The following is a 14,604-nucleotide window of genomic DNA, read 5'->3' on the forward strand; positions in this document are numbered from 1 at the left end:
TTTTTTATTTAGCCTGTAAAAACTGTATCAATGCCAGTACCGAATCATTGATTTTTCCAAATACTAACGATGGCATCAAACCTAAAGCAAGTGCCGCGGCAGCCATTGGTATCAATGCCAGCTTTTCGCGAATGCTTACATCGGTAAGTGCTATTTTCCAAACCTCACCTCCTTTAAGTGATACTTTTCCGAAGAACATACGCTGCAATGTCCACAGGAAATAAGCTGCTCCCAACAGGATACCAACCGAACCGCAAACAGCCATCCAGTATGGCAGCAAACCGTTAACCGTTGGCGATTTAAATGTACCCGCCAGTGTAAATGCTTCGGCCACAAATGCTGAAAAGCCCGGCAAGCCCAAGGAAGCAAAGAATGCTACCATAACAAAGGCCGTATATTGAGGCATCTGGGTGCCCAACCCGCGGAAATGATAAATATCCCTGTCGTGCACGCGGTTATAAACTACACCAACCAAAAAGAACAGCATTGATGATAAAAAGCCATGGCTTACCATCTGCATTACCGCACCGCTTACACCTTCGGCAGTTTGCGAAGCAATGCCCAGTAACACAAAACCCATGTGCGATACCGATGAGTAAGCGATCATCCGCTTCAGATCGCGCTGGGCCAGGGCGTTGCAGGCACCATATAATATCGAAACAACGCCTATTAAACCGAGCCAAAAAGCTCCGGATGATGCTATCTCCGGGAAAATTCCCAGGCAGATCCGAATAATACCGTAACCACCAATTTTAAGGAGTACACCGGCAAGAATAATGGATACCGGCGTTGGCGCCTCCACGTGGGCATCGGGCAGCCAGGTATGTAAAGGCACAACCGGCACTTTAATAGCGAATGCAATAAATAGCACTACAAAACCAACCGTACGTGCAGGCATGCCTAATATAGTTTGATGCGCCACTGCCGAAAATATTGAACCCTGGGCATAATTAGCCGGGTTCATCATCTGGATGATATTAAAAGTATGGCTTCCTGTTGCCGGATCGCTCACTGAAAGATATAAACCTACCATCACCAGTAACATAAACACCGAACCAAACAGGGTATACAAGAAAAACTTAATAGCCGCATATTCCCGGCGCACACCACCCCACATCCCTATCAGGAAATAAAGCGGCAGTAACATCAACTCATAAAACAGGTAAAACAGGAAGAAATCCAAAGCGCAGAATACACCCATCACGGCCATATCCAACAGCAAAAACAAAAGGAAGAAACCTTTGAGATTGCTCTTGATTTCCCAGGAGGCCAGCGTAGCAACCACCATCACCAGTGCCGACATTACCAATAGGGTTACCGAAATGCCATCTATCCCTACAAAATAATCTATTTGCATTTTGCCCATGCTGCCCAGGTTAAGGGCAATCCATGGCAGTTTCTGTACAAACTGAAACTGGTCTTCATGGTTAATACCTGCAGTTGCCGCACCTGTTTTAAAGTTAAGGTAGATCGCGATGCTGATACCCAGCTGCAAAAGCGTAGCCAGCAGGGTAATATATTTAAAACTCCCCCGAACCGACGATGGCAGCAATACGATCACCAACGCAAACAGTACAGGTATAAATATGAGTAGGGTTAGTAGGTTCATTAAATTCAGATCAGTATTTTTAAAATAAAGAGTACCAACACAATGAGCAGCATGCTATATAGATAGTACTGCACTTTTCCGTTTTGAAATTTACGTGCAAAATTGCCAATACTTTGCACTAATGCAGCCATTGAATGCAAAAATCCGTCGACAATATATTTATCACACCAGGCGGTAAGGTCTGCCACCATCCTGCTGAGCCGTACAATTGAATAGATGAGTCCGTCAACAATATTCCTGTCGAACCAGAAGCAGGTTTTACCCAGGCCAAGTATAGGTTTTACGATTAGTTTTTTATAGATCTTATCCAAATACCATTGATTATAGGATAAGCGGTAAAAGAAGCCGGTTTGCGGAAACGAGAACGTATTTCTTTTTACATAGATGGCATAGGCCGCGTACATTACAAAAACGCTTAAGATATTCACCCCTATCGGAATAATGGTATGGTATATATTTTCGCGGGCCATGAATTCGGCAGGTTTTAAGCTTTCGAATAGCCAGGCTTTTTCATAAAAGAAAGGATTAAGCGAAAATAAGGGGAACAAACTGCAAACCGCCAGCAGGATCAATGGCACACGATATTGCCAACCACCATCGCTGATATGTAGTTTAATGTCAGGGTGATGTTTCAACAAGCGAAACTCTCCGAAAAATATTTTCACTATTAACCTTGATACGTAAAAGGCAGTAAGCCAACTGGTAAATAATGCACCTGCCGGGATCAGTTTAAGCCATGCGCTTCTACCCTCGCTCCATTCAAACGCCTGGATCAGGATGCCATCTTTTGACAGATAGCCAGAAGTAAGGGGAATACCTATAAGCGCCAGTGAACCAACAATTGCCACAATAAAAGTTAATGGCAGCTTTTTACGCAAGCCACCCATGTACTGAATATTTTGCGGGTCGATATCCAGGTTATTTTCCTCCTTGATATGCTGCATTTCGTGGATCACAACCCCGGCCACCAAAAACAGTAAACATTTAAAGAAAGCGTGCGTAGCCAAATGGAATAGCGAAGAGCCATAAGCCCCAACCCCCATCGCCAGGATCATATAACCCAATTGCGATATGGTTGAATAAGCAAGCACCCGTTTCAAATCGTTTTGCGTAAGCGCGATAGTGGCGGCCATGAAAGCGGTAAAGCAACCTATTACAGCAAGAACCGTTAACTCCGTATCGGTAAACAAAGGATAAACCCTGCCCAGCAGAAATACACCGGCAGCCACCATAGTAGCCGCGTGGATCAGCGCCGAAACTGACGTCGGCCCTTCCATGGCATCAGGTAGCCAGGTATGCAAAGGGAATTGTGCCGATTTTGCGGCCACAGCAAGGAAGATCCCGGCGCAGGCTATATACTGCCATATCGCGGGTAATGTAGTCATTGCCCCCCGTGTCCAAACAGAGCCATAATTAGAAGGCATCCTATCAGGAGCAAAAGCCCATTGCCCGTTATCAGGCGCCATAAACTTAACAAGTCCATGTTGTCCAAATAAGGCATCAATATCAAACGTATGAAACTGGGCAAAAATGATAATGATAGCACTTAGCAAACCGATATCGCCGATACGGTTCATGATAAAGGCTTTTTTATTGGCCTGTACGGCTTTATCCTTAGTGAACCAGAAACCGATAAGCAGATATGATGAAAAGCCCACCAGCTCCCAGAAAGCATAGAACAATACCATGCTATCCGCCACCACCAAAGCCAGCATGCTGAAACAAAAGAAACTTAAGTAGGTAAAATAACGACTGTACCTATCGTCATGCTTCATGTAAGCAGTGGAATAGATGTGAACTGGCAAGGCAATCAGCGATACCAACAGCAGCATCAGCGCTGACAGATTATTAAGCAGGATGCCTGCGAAGACTTTGGTGTTGCCAATGGTAAACCATAGTTTTTGGGTGTGCAGCGGTTGCTGGTTCCACACCCTTGCAAACACAATGGCTGATAATACGCAACCCACCAAAATGGCCAACGTTGAGATCCAGCCCGCTGCTTTACTTTTTACCGGCAGGCAAAAGTTAATGAGCGAGGCCGTCAACGGTAAGGCCACAGCTGCAATGGTGTAGCTGATGATAGTTTGATCGGTATGTAAAAGCGCGGTGCCCAATTAGTTTTTTATCTTCTCTGTAGAGACGCATAATTGCGTCTCCGAATGTACATTTCCGCTTGTCCTGCGGGAGACGCAATTATGCGTCTCTACAATATTTTAATCCCTCAAATTTTTAATCTCATCCGGGTCAATGGTTTTATATCTCCGGTAAACATTCAGGATGATTGCCAGTGCTACTGCTGTTGTTGCCGCAGCCAGCACGATGGCAAATAAGGCGAAGACCTGTCCGCCATTATTTAGCTTATCATATTTACCAAAAGCCACCAGGTTTAAAATGGCAGCATTCAGCATCAGTTCAATACCTATCAACACCTGTATGGAGTTACGTTTAGATACAATCATGTACATGCCCGTACAAAACAGCAATGCACCTACCAGTAAAAAATCGGTTAGCGTGATCATGCCCTGCCCTCCTTACGTGATAAATGCGCTGCACCCACCAAAGCCATTAGCAATAAAACAGAAATAGCCTCAAATGGCAGCAAGTAAGTGGTCATGAGGTTAATACCTATATTATCGATAGTTGAAGAGGTTGGCATTATTTCATTTTTTTGCGCGATGGCCTGCTTTACCCATGGCAGGTTATCAGCATCGGCTTTAAGGATAATGTTTACAATCACCGCTAAAAACAGCGCCGCCAGTATAACCGCCGGTACTTTAGCCATATTAATGAATTTCCCTTTCTGCTGTTGGATCACATTCAATGTTTCACGACCAGAAAGCATAAATGCAAAAAGAATGAGCACCAGGATGCCCCCTACATAAATCACCACCTGGGTTACCGCCACAAAATCTGCAAGGGCCAATACATACAGGCCAGCTAATGCAAACAAGGTCACAAAAAATATAAAAATACTCCTGACCAGGTTTTTACTTAAAGCAGCATATAGCGCCGAGCCAATGGCAATAAAACTCATTGTATAAAACAGTAAGCGAACCAAGGTCATGCCCCACCCTCCTTTTGTTTCATGGCGGCTAATTTGGCAGCCTGTTTTTCGGCCTGTTGTTTATCAAAAAGGGCACGCTTTTCGGCGGCATCTTCGGGTGTCATATCCGAAAACTGGTAAACCAGATCGCTTAGCTGAAAAACGGTTTTATCATACTGGTTGGTCATGGTGATGCATTCGGTTGGGCACACAATAGTACACAAACCACAATACATACACTTGGCCATATCAATATCAAACTTGGCTGCATACAAACGTTTGGTTGTACCGTCGGATGTTTGGCCGATAGCTTCCGTAGCCTTGATCGATTCAATATCAATACAATTAACCGGGCAAACCTTGGCGCACAGATCACATACGATACAGTCATCCATTTCCACATCCAACTGGTAGCGGCCCACTTCAGGTACGGGCAGTTGTTGCTTAGGATATTGAATAGTGTTGGTGCCATGCTCCAGTTGCTTAAAGTAATTGCTATCGCTCACGGTTACAATCTCCCTTTTGCCGTTACCCGCAAAAAGGTGGCGTATGGTAAGGCTTAAACCTTTCCATGCCGTTGTAAACACTTTTATTACTTTCTGCACCATGATTTTTAGGATTTTAGGATTGCCAGGATATTGCCTTTCTCTCCGTTAAATCCATTATTTTATATTTTAATAAATTCTATATTTCAACTTTTCCAAATCCGAAATCGAACATCCGACATCCGAAATCGAAAAGCTACATCACCCACAACCTCCATACACCCGATACCAACATGCAGGCGAAAGCCACCGGGGTCAATACCTTCCAGCAAAGGTTCATGAGCTGGTCAACCCGCAGGCGGGCAATGTCCACCTGATCCACATTTGAACACCCACCAGGCCTAATGTTTTTAATACTACCCATAATATCCCCCAGGCTACTCCGGTTGTCCATGTTGCCAATTTAACGCCGCCTATGTTTGGCAGCGGCGTATTCCAGGCACCTAAAAACAATATTACTGCTATCATGGATACCAGGAACATCATCGAATATTCGGCCAAAAATACCAGCGCAAAACGGATGCCCGTAAACTCGGTATGAAAACCGGCTACCAGTTCCGATTCCGCCTCCGGAATATCAAAAGGCGCGCGGTTACTTTCGGCCAGTGAAGCTATAAAATAGATCACAAATGCGATGAGTAAATGTGGCGCTCGGAATACATTCCAGCTAAATAAACCACCTATCTGAGATACATCCCAAAAACCGGCAAATTTTATCTTTTCAGCAGCCAAAATACCCTGCTGAGCAGAGATCACCTGCAAGTCGAGCGTTTGAGCAATCATTACAACAGATATGATGGCAAAGCCCGCGGGGATTTCGTACGAAATGATCTGAGCCGCCGAACGCATAGCACCCAGGATAGAGTATTTGTTATTTGATCCCCAGCCTGCCATCAGGATGCCCAGTGTTTCGATGGAAATAATGGCGAAGATATAATACAGGCCGATATTAGTCTTTGAAGGGATAAGCCCGGGAGCCCAGGGTAGCGCGGCGAAACCGAGGTATACGGCTATGAATATTACAGCCGGAGCCAGCATAAACAACCATCTATCGGCAGCTGCCGGGACGATCAGCTCTTTCTGAAGCATTTTTAAAATATCGGCCAGCGTTTGCAGCGAACCGTATTTTCCTGTTTCCGTTGGGCCAAGCCTGTCTTGTATAAAAGCTGATATTTTACGCTCGGCATATACACCGAATAAAGCGAAGAAGGCCGAAAAACTGAACAACCCAATTGCTGCAATAAAATATGTAAAATAATAGTTCAACAGGAATATTTGCTTAAGGGTGCAAACTTACTAAATGTTGAGTTATTTAGAATGATTAAATTATATATTAAGTTGATAGGAGAACCATGATTTATCTGATTTAAGGATTGCCAGATATATCAACGCCTGAAGCTCTGTATCATGATCATCCTATAATTATAGAAATCACGGTTCAACACTTCACCAAATCATTTGCCGATATAAACGTTGATTTTACCGGGGCCGAGAAGAACAACGAAGCATGATGATCAAAATCGGCAGTATCATCGGTAGTGGTGTAAAACTTATTTTCGCCGTTCCGGCTAAGTTTTTGCTCAATTTCGGAGTGGCGGTTTAAATAACTAACAAGGCTTTTAGCCACGATATCACCCTGCCCTATAACATTAATGCGTTCGGGCAAATGTGCTTTTATTTTGTCCTGGATAATAGGATAATGTGTGCAGGCCAACAAAATGGTATCGATGTTGGGCGATTGTGCCATGATTTGGTCCAGGTACAGCTGCACAAAAAAATCCGCACCGGGTTTATCATATTCGCCGTTTTCAATTAACGGCACCCAAAGCGGACAGGCCTGCTGGTAAACTTTTATGTCGGGGAAAAAATTCTGGATCTCGAGCAGGTATGAGCCAGACTGTACGGTGCCCTTTGTACCAAGCACCCCAATCTCTTTGGTTTTAGTATAATCGCCAATAACCTCGGCCGTAGGGCGGATAACGCCCAATACCCTTTTCGACGGATCATCTATCTGTTTAAGGTCCTGCTGCTGAATGGTACGTAATGCCTTGGCCGATGCCGTATTACACGCCAGGATCACTAAGGGGCATCCCTGGTCAAACATCCATTGCACACATTCCCAGGTATACTGGTGTATGGTGCTGAATGAGCGGTTACCATAGGGAGCACGGGCATTATCGCCCATATAAATATAATCATAGCCGGGCAGTTGTTCAATGATAGAACGGAACACTGTTAGCCCGCCATAACCCGAATCAAAAATACCAATTGGTTGATTTGACATATACAAACATAAAAAAAGCGCCCCGTAATTACGGGGCGCTTTTGTATAATTTACTTAAAGGTGATTTTATTTTAAACCCAATTTCAATTTCACGGCAGCCATCAGATCGTCGCCTGCAGGAGATACGATCATGCTAACCTGTGATGAATCCAATACATAAGCATAACCTTTTTCTTTAGCTACCGCTTGTACAGCCTGGCTAACTTTATCAATAATGGGTTTGCCTAATTCTTGTTTTTTAGCATCAACTTGTTGCTGAGCATTGTTTTGGTAATCGTTCATGCGTTTCTGTATATCCTGCAATTCAGAAGTTTTTGCAGAACGGGCGGCATCTGTCAAAGTTGAACCGTTTTTCTCCAAATCGGCACCCTTGGTTTGTAACTCATTGTTCATAGTGGTTAACTGATCAATGAATGTTTTTTGATAGGCCTGTAATGTTGTAGAAACAGTTTTAGTTTCAGGCATCTGGTCAATAACCTGGCTAAAATTAACATAACCTATTTTTGTTTGCGCTTTAGCAAAACTACCCACGAACAACATACCTGCTGCAACTAAGGCGACTTTAAATAGTTTTTTCATTTTGTTTTGTGTCCTGTGTTTAATAATGGATAATAATTATCTGTTTGTTTTTGTAACGTGTATCAGCAAATTACTCATGAACTAACCTCGGGAGAGCTTACAATGAACAGGAACATTTGACAGCTATCCTTACCCGGCTAAAATAACAATGGGGTAATTTAAATGGCAAACATAAAAAAAGCGTCCCGTTTAATCAGGGCGCTTTTTTTATGTCTTTTGTATTCTTATTTCAAACCTAATTTTAATTTTACAGCTGCCATCAGGTCATCAGCATCAGGAGATACCAATAAGGTGATCTGTGACGAATCTAATACATAAGCATAGCCTTTTTCTTTAGCTACAGCCTGTACTGCCTGGGTAGCTTTATCAATAAGCGGTTTACCTAATTCCTGCCTTTTTGCATCAACCTGTTGCTGGGCATTGTTTTGGTAATCATTCATACGTTTTTGAATATCGGTAAGCTCGTTTTCTTTAGCAGTACGTACAGCATCGGTCATGCTTGCCCTTTTTGACTGGTAGTCCTGGCCTTTTGTCTGGTACTCATTATTCATTGTAGTAAGCTGATCAATAAATGTTTTTTGATAAGCCTGTATCGAAGCAGTTACAGTTTTAGTTTCGGGCATCATATCAATCAATTGATTGAAGTTGATGTGGCCGATCTTAGTCTGAGCATTTGCAAAGCTGCCCGCAAATAACAAACCTACTGCAACTAAGGCAACTTTAAATAGTTTTTTCATTTTCCTTTTTCTGTGTTTAAATAATAGTTCGATTTATTTTAATTCAAATTATTTAGCAAATACCCCGGGTTTTAGTCCCAATCTGGTTATAACATCCGCGCTTTTATCATACCGCGGGTTAGCATATAACATAATAACCTCGCTGTTTTTATCAAAAATCATATCCAGGTTATCGCCTTCGGCAATTGCTTGTACAGCTTTAGACACCCTATCCTGAATTGGTTTAATCAGCGCTGTGCTTCTTTGTGAAAGCTCGCCATCCGGACCAAACTTCTGACGTTGAAAATCTTTCGCGGCCTTTTCTTTATCAACAATTTCGGCCTCACGGCGTTTTTTCATATCAGGGGTCATCAGCACCTGATCGGCCTGATAAGCTTTATACAAGCGGTCGATTTCCTGGAAACGGCCATCAACTTCCTTCTGCCACTGATCAGATAATGCAGCTAATTGCTTTTGTGATGAAGCATATTCGGGCATGTGCTTTAATATATACTCCGAATCAACATAAGCAAAACGTTGCGCATAAGCGCCTGCAAAAGCAGTTAACGTTAAAAAGGCTACTAAAATTATCTTCTTCATATATTCGGTACGCAAATTAATTAAATCCGCCGGATAAACTCTGAGAAATTGTAAAATGGAACTGGCCTTTATTTGCATCCGGTTGCCCCGGTATTTTATCAAAGCCATAACCATAATCTAACCCCAGTAAGCCAAATATAGGCAAAAATATCCTTGCGCCCACACCTACCGAACGCCTTACATTAAACGGATTAAACTGGCTAAACTGGTTCCACGCGTTACCGCCTTCGGCAAAGGCCAGCAAGAAAATTGTTGCCGACTGGCTTGCAATAACCGGGTGGCGAAGCTCCAGCGTGTATTTATTATAAATAGCGCTACCGGTGTTTGTATTTTGAGTTTCGTTTGAGCCCTCGGGTACAATCGAGAAGTTTTGGTAACCACGTAAGCCGATGATCTCACTACCCTGTAAAAACTGGTAGCTCTGCATACCGTCGCCACCTAATTTAAAGCGTTCAAACGGTGATGGGCCAACTTGGTGATTGTACTGGCCAAGGAAACCAAACCTAACCTGCGACATCAATACAAATTTGCCTACCAGTTTCGAGAACCACTGTGCATCGTATTTAAACTTATAGTACTCAACAAAATGGTAACGATCTTCGGGGGTGGCTATTTTATAATTGATGTTATTAAATAATGAGTAAGGCGGCGTAGCCTGTATCGTAAATTTAATATTTGAACCCTGGGTTGGGAAAATAGGCGCATCTATTGAGTTACGTGTCAACTCCTGGGTTAACTTAATGTTATAAGAGGTACCGTTGGTAAACAGGTAACCGGTGTAGTTATCAAGGCTGTAATGATCAAAGTTAAGTGAGTAGTTTAACTGGAAATAGTTATCAGGCCATTTTAAACGTTTACCCAACGTAACGCCCAAACCGTTAATACGCAATTTGTTATAGTATGGGCTTGTTTTTGGATAATACTGCCCTGTTGAACTTCCCTGTGTATAAGCAGACAATGCAAAGTAAATTGGTTTTTTTCCACCTAACCATGGCTCGGAGAATGTGAACGAGAAGTTTTGATAGGTACGGCCGCTCGACTGCCCCCTTAAGCTCAGTTTCTGACCATCGCCTTTTGGCAGTGGCTTGTAAGCTTTAAGGTGGAAGATATTACGGATAGAAAAGTTATTAAAGGTTAAACCCAATGTACCTACCAACTGGCCGCCACCAAAACCACCCGAAAGCTCGATCTGGTCTGAAGGTTTTTCAACTACGTTATAAACCAAGTCAACCGTACCATCCTGCGGATTGATGTTGGTTGGTTTAGGTTCGGTTTTTTGCTCGTCGAAGTTGCCCAACTGGCCAATTTCACGAGCACTGCGAATTAGTAACTCTTTATTGAATTTTTGACCCGGTTTTGTCTGGATCTCACGCATTACTACCTTATCGTTGGTAACGTCGTTACCTTTTAACATAACGCGGTTAATAGTATACTGAGGGCCTTCATAAATCCTAACATCAACATCTACAGTATCGTTATAAACCCTTGTTTGTACCGGATCGGCATTAAAGGTTAAGTAGCCATCATTAAGGTAAAGCGATGAAATGTCATCGTTACCCGGAGTCGGGCCACTTAAACGCTTGTTCAGCTCATCTTCGCTAAATACGTCACCTTTTTTAACGTGAAGGATCCTGTTTAACAAATCGGTGGTATACTTGGCATTACCCGAAAACTTAACATTACCGAAGTAATATTTAGGGCCTTCATATACTTTCAGCTTTACGTTTACGGTTTCATCGTCATGTTTCCATACAGAATCGCTCAGGATCTCGGCATCACGGTATCCCCTGGCCTGCATTTTTTCAACCAGGCTTTGTTTATCCTCTTCGTATTTGTCCTGTTTAAATTTCTTTGAGCCAAACAGGTTATACCATTTACGTTTACGGGTCTTACTTAAAAAACCACGCAGGGTTCCGGTGCTAAATGCCTTGTTGCCCTCAAAAATAACATCGTTGATTTTAACCTTGGTCTTTTTATCAATGGCAACATCCAGTATAACGCTGTTAACATCACCCTGGTCTTTACGCTGGGTAATGGTAACTGTAGTGTTTAAGAAACCTTTCTCGTTAAAATGCTTTTTTATGATAGCAGTTGTTGTGCTGATGAGGTTTTCATTTACGATCTTGCCTACACGGTCGTTCAATTTTTTCTGAACATCTTCAATTTCGCCTTTGCGAATACCGGTTAAGTGCATGCGTGATAAACGCGGACGCTCCAACACGGCAATCTCCAGGTAAATGGTATCCATATTAATTTTGGTGATGTTCAATTGCACATCATCAAATAAGCCTTGTTGATATAAGGTTTTAATTACCTCGGCATTACGTTCGCCCGGCAGGTTGATACGATCGCCTTTGGTTAATTTGGATAGCTGGATCAGGATGTCTTTATCAAGATATTTTGCGCCACTAACAGAAATACCACCAATAATATAATCTTTAGGATTAAGATAACTTAAACTATCAGCAGGTATCGATTTTGTAAGCGTAGGCCTCGGCCCATTGGATATCTGGGCGAAAGCCGTAGTAGCCAAAACCGAGAAAAGAATAGCAAAAAGAAATTTATACATTCGAATATTTTAGTGGGCTAAAAATAATTTATACAGTTGTTAAAATTTGTTAAAAGTAAAAATTTAGTTCACCTGCTCACTTGTTAAGCCAAAACGGCGCTCACGTTTCTGAAAATCAATCACTGCTTCATACAGGTCTTCTTTCCTGAAATCGGGCCATAATTTGGTTGTAAAATACAACTCGGCGTAAGCAATTTGCCATAATAAATAATTACTTATACGGTATTCACCGCTGGTTCTGATCAGCAGTTCGGGGTTTGGCATATCGCCTGTAAAAAGGTTTTGTTCAAAAACCTCTTCATTAATATCTTCCGCATTCAACTCGCCGTTTTTTACCTTTACGGCTATATTTTTTGCAGCCCGTACAATTTCGCGGCGCGAGCTATAGCTTAAAGCCAGCGTAAGCACAACACCGGTATTACCTGCTGTTGTTTCAATAGCATTATTAAGTTCACGAAGGCATTTTTCGGGCAGTGTGTCCAGATCGCCAATGGCATTTAGCCTGATGTTGTTTTTCATAAAGCCGGGAACCTCTTTATGAATAGTGGTTACCATTAACTCCATAATAGCCATAACCTCCAGCTTGGGGCGGTTCCAGTTTTCGGACGAAAATGTATATAAGGTGACATATTTAATACCCAATTTATCGGCCCCCTCAACAACATCCCTAACAGATGTTACACCGTTGTGATGGCCAAATATCCTTAATTTGCCTTTCCCTTTTGCCCAGCGCCCGTTGCCATCCATAATAATAGCTACGTGCTGTGGTAGTCTCGACAAATCAATCTGATCCAAATAATCCATATTACTCCTTATCAAAAGCCACCCTGTACAAACACACTTGTGTAAAATTTTTCATCAATACTATGGTCTGCGATATTCGGTTGTTAGACTAATCAATTATTAATTACCTGCATCCGCCGTTTTGCCACGCAAATTGACGGATTTTTCAGGGTACAAAGGTAAAACTTACTTTGTATTTTTTTAGTATCCCTCGCTAAAAGAAAATGTTATTGCGAATAATATACTAAAACTGCCTAAACAGCTATCAAAACCATGATTTTTCATAATATTTGGTTTAAAGCTCAAAAAAATAAAAAAGCCGGCAGCCATTATCTGCCTGATAATGAAAGCTGCCGGCCTTAAAAACCGCGCGTAAATTTGCTTACAATTGCGTTACAATTTTATATTCCTTTTTGTTTAAGCGCGTCAACATCGGCGGGCATAATATCAACTATAGCGTATTGCTGGATACCGGTAATAGCCAGTTCATCAAGCGTACTCACCAAATTGCTGTACTGTGATTTATCGCTTGGTTTTACCAATACTATCATGGATTTGCCGGTGTTATCATGTACCTTTTTATTGGTTTCAATGATTGCCTTTCGAATGCCATTGGCACTAAAATCAGTAACTGATGGCGATATAACCGGGTTCTTTAATTCGCCGAGGAAATAAACAACTTTATTATTTTTGCCCAAAACAACACTTAGTGTACGGCTTGCCGGAACCGGCATTACTTCGCCGCCGTCATCTGGCATAGCCAAATCCATCGCTTTTGGTTTAGCCAGCGTGGTGGTCATGATAAAAAAGGTAATAAGCAGGAATGCCAGATCGACCATTGCAGTAAGATCAACGCGGGCGTTTATTTTTTTGCGTTTGTGCTTTCCGCCGCCATTTTGGGGAGATGAGTTTAATTCGGCCATGACTTTAAAGATTTTAGGTTAATAATCAGTACAATACTAAATTACAAAATTCAATATAAAAACAGAATTAAATATTGTATTTTGAATTTAAAACGAATTAAATATTGAATTATTATCTAAAGAGACGCAATAAATCCACAACACTTGTTAGGCCTGATGTAATTAGAAGTAGCAGTTTGCTGTTACAAAAGTAAATGAGATTGTAAAGTTAAGGAAGAAGTAGGTATCATGCGATTTAAAGTCGCCGCGCTGGGAACCAACGGTGCCAATATAATTGCCGGTTTTTTCGCCCGAACGATCAGAAAGTAAAGCGCCGGTCGTGGTCATTTTGCTTTTATCGGCATATACACCGCTTACATCATCCAGGTAATCTGTAAATGCATAGCGGTAACCCATATCGGCCATAACTGTAAACTTACCGGATAAATTATACTTGATACCTAAACCATATGGAATTACGACAGTGTTATTACCATAAGGCTTAGCCTGGCCTTCGGTTTTTAGCTGTCTTAACCCAATCTCGTGCCCATCAAAATCCTGTGCACGCGGCGCGTAAGATGCAACACCAATACCTGTAAATATATAAGGGGTGTATTTGTTTCGTCCGGCATCGGGGATATAGTTCATAAAGTTAAACTCGCCAATAACACTTACCTCCCGCAATTGATCTTTAAAATTGAGGTTACGATCACGAAACTGCTGATAGCCGGACCGATTGTCATAAGCTGATATATTACCAACGTCGATATTCAGTTTAGCCGAAAAATAGCCATCAAAATTTCTTTTACCAAAGATACCCGCCGAAACGCCGCTTACTTTAACAGGGTTATTGGGGTTAAGATCACCTATGTACCCCGCACCGCCTATCGATCCGCCTATTTCCCAGGTTTGGGCCCGCAGCTGATAAGTTAAAAACAAGAATATGGCAAAAAGTAGAAATTTAGGCATTAATC

Annotated in this window: 14 protein-coding genes; all 14 read right to left on the reverse strand. The window is 42.2% G+C overall.

What is annotated here, in order from left to right:
- Positions 1-4: 4 nt before the first annotated feature.
- Positions 5-1,609, reverse strand: a complete 1,605-nt coding sequence (locus DIU38_RS18535; RefSeq protein WP_112654796.1) for a complex I subunit 4 family protein — start codon at positions 1,607-1,609, stop codon at positions 5-7.
- A 5-nt stretch (positions 1,610-1,614) separates the two neighbouring features.
- On the reverse strand, positions 1,615-3,723 hold the full coding sequence (nuoL, locus tag DIU38_RS18540; RefSeq protein ID WP_112654797.1) for an NADH-quinone oxidoreductase subunit L: 2,109 nt from the start codon (positions 3,721-3,723) through the stop codon (positions 1,615-1,617).
- A 99-nt stretch (positions 3,724-3,822) separates the two neighbouring features.
- A complete protein-coding gene (nuoK, locus tag DIU38_RS18545; RefSeq protein WP_091222011.1) occupies positions 3,823-4,128 on the reverse strand; it encodes an NADH-quinone oxidoreductase subunit NuoK in 306 nt (101 codons plus the stop codon).
- Positions 4,125-4,643, reverse strand: a complete 519-nt coding sequence (locus DIU38_RS18550) for an NADH-quinone oxidoreductase subunit J family protein (protein ID WP_243770712.1) — start codon at positions 4,641-4,643, stop codon at positions 4,125-4,127. The genes nuoK and DIU38_RS18550 overlap by 4 nt, the downstream gene beginning before the upstream one ends.
- A 26-nt stretch (positions 4,644-4,669) precedes the next feature.
- The gene (locus DIU38_RS18555) at positions 4,670-5,260 is read right to left on the reverse strand and encodes a 4Fe-4S binding protein (protein WP_112654799.1); all 591 of its coding nucleotides are present in this window, start codon (positions 5,258-5,260) and stop codon (positions 4,670-4,672) included.
- 213 nt (positions 5,261-5,473) lie between these two features.
- The gene (locus DIU38_RS18560; protein ID WP_317132404.1) at positions 5,474-6,463 is read right to left on the reverse strand and encodes a complex I subunit 1/NuoH family protein; all 990 of its coding nucleotides are present in this window, start codon (positions 6,461-6,463) and stop codon (positions 5,474-5,476) included.
- Between the two features lie 172 nt (positions 6,464-6,635).
- Positions 6,636-7,481 (reverse strand): glutamate racemase, encoded by an 846-nt coding sequence (gene murI / locus DIU38_RS18565; RefSeq protein ID WP_112654801.1) that lies wholly within the window; start codon positions 7,479-7,481, stop codon positions 6,636-6,638.
- Between the two features lie 66 nt (positions 7,482-7,547).
- Positions 7,548-8,060, reverse strand: a complete 513-nt coding sequence (locus DIU38_RS18570) for an OmpH family outer membrane protein (RefSeq protein WP_090531916.1) — start codon at positions 8,058-8,060, stop codon at positions 7,548-7,550.
- 224 nt (positions 8,061-8,284) lie between these two features.
- On the reverse strand, positions 8,285-8,797 hold the full coding sequence (locus DIU38_RS18575; protein WP_090531918.1) for an OmpH family outer membrane protein: 513 nt from the start codon (positions 8,795-8,797) through the stop codon (positions 8,285-8,287).
- A 48-nt stretch (positions 8,798-8,845) separates the two neighbouring features.
- On the reverse strand, positions 8,846-9,376 hold the full coding sequence (locus tag DIU38_RS18580) for an OmpH family outer membrane protein (protein WP_090532069.1): 531 nt from the start codon (positions 9,374-9,376) through the stop codon (positions 8,846-8,848).
- 16 nt (positions 9,377-9,392) lie between these two features.
- Positions 9,393-11,945 carry an outer membrane protein assembly factor BamA gene (gene bamA / locus DIU38_RS18585; protein WP_112654802.1) on the reverse strand — a complete coding sequence of 851 codons (2,553 nt, stop codon included), beginning with the start codon at positions 11,943-11,945 and terminating at the stop codon, positions 9,393-9,395.
- Between the two features lie 63 nt (positions 11,946-12,008).
- Positions 12,009-12,749, reverse strand: coding sequence for an isoprenyl transferase (locus tag DIU38_RS18590; RefSeq protein ID WP_112654803.1), 741 nt, complete (start codon positions 12,747-12,749; stop codon positions 12,009-12,011).
- A gap of 380 nt (positions 12,750-13,129) precedes the next feature.
- On the reverse strand, positions 13,130-13,651 hold the full coding sequence (locus tag DIU38_RS18595) for an ExbD/TolR family protein (RefSeq protein ID WP_112654804.1): 522 nt from the start codon (positions 13,649-13,651) through the stop codon (positions 13,130-13,132).
- Positions 13,652-13,813: 162 nt separating this feature from the next.
- The gene (gene porG, locus DIU38_RS18600; RefSeq protein ID WP_112654805.1) at positions 13,814-14,599 is read right to left on the reverse strand and encodes a type IX secretion system protein PorG; all 786 of its coding nucleotides are present in this window, start codon (positions 14,597-14,599) and stop codon (positions 13,814-13,816) included.
- Between the last annotated feature and the right edge of the window lie 5 nt (positions 14,600-14,604).

Origin of the sequence: Mucilaginibacter metallidurans (genome assembly GCF_003286435.2) — a bacterium.
Lineage (GTDB): Bacteria > Bacteroidota > Bacteroidia > Sphingobacteriales > Sphingobacteriaceae > Mucilaginibacter > Mucilaginibacter gossypii.